Annotated in this window: 1 protein-coding gene and 1 pseudogene; both read right to left on the bottom strand. The window is 77.8% G+C overall.

The genetic code is table 11. The features are described from left to right. Nucleotides 1-206: 206 nt before the first annotated feature. Nucleotides 207-1,076 (bottom strand): alpha/beta fold hydrolase, encoded by an 870-nt coding sequence (locus A8W25_RS30415; protein WP_067163728.1) that lies wholly within the window; start codon nucleotides 1,074-1,076, stop codon nucleotides 207-209. Between the two features lie 113 nt (nucleotides 1,077-1,189). Then, nucleotides 1,190-1,682, bottom strand: a pseudogene (locus tag A8W25_RS30410) (hypothetical protein); the annotation flags it as partial.

Here is a 1,682-nt window from a genome sequence, read left to right as displayed (position 1 = left end):
CCCCTGAACCCTTTGGATCCGCGGACCGTGGGTGGTTCTCGCGCAGTTCCCCGCGCCCCTAAAAAGCCTGTGGCTGAGCTGGGTTCTCCGGCTGCGGCGGACCCCCTGAGGGGCGCGGGGAACTGCGCGGCCGGCCCCCACCGGCCGCAAGGTGGAGTCCGGGCCCAAAAGGGGCGCGAGCAACCGCCCGCCGGCCCGCAGGTGAGCTACGTGCTGCGCGCCGTCGCCGTCGCCCAGAAGTCCGTCAGGGCCCCCGCCAGCCGCGCGGGGTGCGAGACGTTGGGGGAGTGGCCCGCGCCCGCGATCACCGTGTGGCGCGCATCCGTGGAGCGCGCCAGCGCGGCCAGCTCGGACACGGTCCACACCGACTCCTCGTCCCCGTACGCGACGTGCAGCGGCACGGGCAGGGCGGCGATGTCCTCCGTGCGGTCCGGCTCCGTCCTCAACTGCCGCCCCGCGGCGATGAGTTGGCCCGGCCGGGTGTTGAACCACCGCTGCCGCAGGAACGCGGCGACATCCGGGGCGTCCGGCTCGTACGCGGGGTCACGGCTGTCCAGCCACCGAGTCGCCGCCCACACCACCGCCGGGGGCAGGACGGGCAGCGCGGCCCGCAGCAGCCGGATCTTGGCGCGCTGCTCCGGGCCGACGTGCCCCGGCCCGGACGACAGCAGGGTCAGCGAGCCGAAGGAGCGGGGGGAGAGGCGGACGGCCGCGCGGGCCACCAGACCGCCGAAGGAGTGGCCGACGAGGTGGACGGGCCCGTCGCCGAGCGCCGCCGCCTGGGCGACGGCGTCCTCGGCGAGGACGCGGGGGGTGTAGCCGGACGCGCCGCGCGGCCCGGGGCTCTCGTGCTGGCCCCGTCCGTCGACCGCCACAGCCCGGTACCCGGCCCGCGCGAGCGGCTCCAGGAGCGCGAGGAAGTCCTCCTTGCTCCCGGTGAAACCGGGCAGCAGCAGCGCGGTCCCGAGCGTGGGCCCGGCGGGCTCGCAGTCGAGCACGGCGAAGCGGCCGCGGGGCGTCTCCAGCGGGTACGCGCGCGTGCCGGAGGGCAGGGCCAGGGACCGGGGCTTGCTCATATGCCGAGCGTAACCGGGGTGCGCGGGCACCGGAGCGCCGCCCCGGGCGGCCGGGCCCGGACGCACTTCGGCCCGGCACCCCAGGGGGATGCCGGGCCGAAGAAGCGTGGTGCTTACGCCTCGGGCGCCGCGGTCTTACGGGCGCGGGTACGGCGGGGCTTGGGCTCCGCCGCCGCCTCGGGGGCGGCCTCCGCCGTCTTCTTCGCGCGCGTACGACGCGGCTTGGGCTCGACGGCGACGGACGCCTCGGGCTCGGCCGCGACGGCCTTCTTGCGCGAACGGGCCGGCTTGGCGGCGGCCTCCGCGGCCTTCGCCGCGGCGATCTCCAGGGCGGCGGACTCCGGGGTCATGAAGCCGACCTCGGCGACCGGCGCCACCTTGCGCGTACGCCGACGGGGCTTGACCGGCGCCTCGGCGACGACCGCCACGACCGGCTCCGCGACCTTGCGGGTGCGGCGGCGCGGGGCGGCCACCGGCTCGGCGACGGCGACGGCGGTCTCGGCGGCGGGCGCCGGGACGACGGGCGCCTCGGCGACGGCCGCGACGGCCTTGCGGGCCCGGGTGCGGCGCGGCTTGGGCTCGGCCTCCACCACGGTCTCCACCACG

This window comes from Streptomyces sp. ERV7, assembly GCF_001653515.1.
Classification (GTDB): domain Bacteria; phylum Actinomycetota; class Actinomycetes; order Streptomycetales; family Streptomycetaceae; genus Streptomyces.
Note: the sequence above shows the minus strand (reverse complement) of the source record. Positions and strands in the feature narration are given on the sequence as shown.